1 protein-coding gene is annotated in these 1,003 nt (G+C 66.3%); it reads left to right on the top strand.

The annotated features are described in order from the left end of the window. Positions 1-1,003, top strand: a 1,003-nt coding sequence (locus tag N0K08_RS23190; protein ID WP_261502801.1) for a beta strand repeat-containing protein, incomplete at both ends; no start/stop codon positions are given.

A 1,003-nucleotide genomic window follows, 5' to 3' on the forward strand; every position in this document is an offset into this window, starting at 1 on the left:
GGCAACAAGACCTACGACGGCACAACGGGGGCCACGCTCTCGGGCGGAACGCTCAATGGCCTGGTCGGTAACGAAACCCTGGTGTTGTCTGGCCAGTCGGGCGCTTTCAGCGACCAGAACGCGGGTGCCGGCAAGACCGTCACCGTGACGGGCGCCACGCTGGGCAACGGCACGGGCCTGGCCAGCAATTACACGGTCAGCAACGCCACGGGCGTGACGGCCGACATCAACGCCAAGGCCTTGACGGTCAGCGGCGTGACCGCGGGCAACAAGACTTATGACGGCACGACCGCCGCAGCGCTGTCGGGCGGAACGCTCAATGGCCTGGTGGGTTCGGAGACCTTGGTTCTGTCGGGCCAGACGGGCACTTTCGCGGACAAGAACGTCGCCGCCGGTCAGACCGTGACCGTGACTGGCGCCACCCTGGCCAACGGCACGGGTCTGGCCAGCAACTACACGGTCAGCAACGCCACGGGCGTGACGGCCGATATCAACGCCAAGGCCTTGACGGTCAGCGGCGTGACCGCCGGCAACAAGACCTATGACGGCACGACGACAGCCAGTCTGAGCGGCGGCATCTTGAACGGCCTGGTGGGTAACGAGACGCTGACCTTGACCGGTCAGTCGGGTGTCTTCAGCGATCAGAACGCGGGGGCTGGCAAGACCGTCACCGTGACTGGCGCTACCTTGGGCAACGGCACGGGCCTGGCGAGCAACTACACGGTCAGCAACGCCACGGGCGTGACGGCCGACATCTCGGCCAAGGCCTTGACGGTCAGCGGCGTGACCGCCGGCAACAAGACCTATGACGGCACGACGACAGCCAGTCTGAGCGGCGGCATCTTGAACGGCCTGGTGGGTAACGAGACGCTGACCTTGAGCGGCCAGTCGGGCGCCTTCAGCGACCAGAACGCGGGTGCCGGCAAGACCGTCACCGTGACTGGCGCCACATTGGGCAACGGCACGGGCCTGGCGAGCAATTACACGGTCAGCAACGCCACGG

This window comes from Acidovorax bellezanensis (assembly GCF_025421555.1).
GTDB lineage: Bacteria > Pseudomonadota > Gammaproteobacteria > Burkholderiales > Burkholderiaceae_C > Comamonas > Comamonas bellezanensis.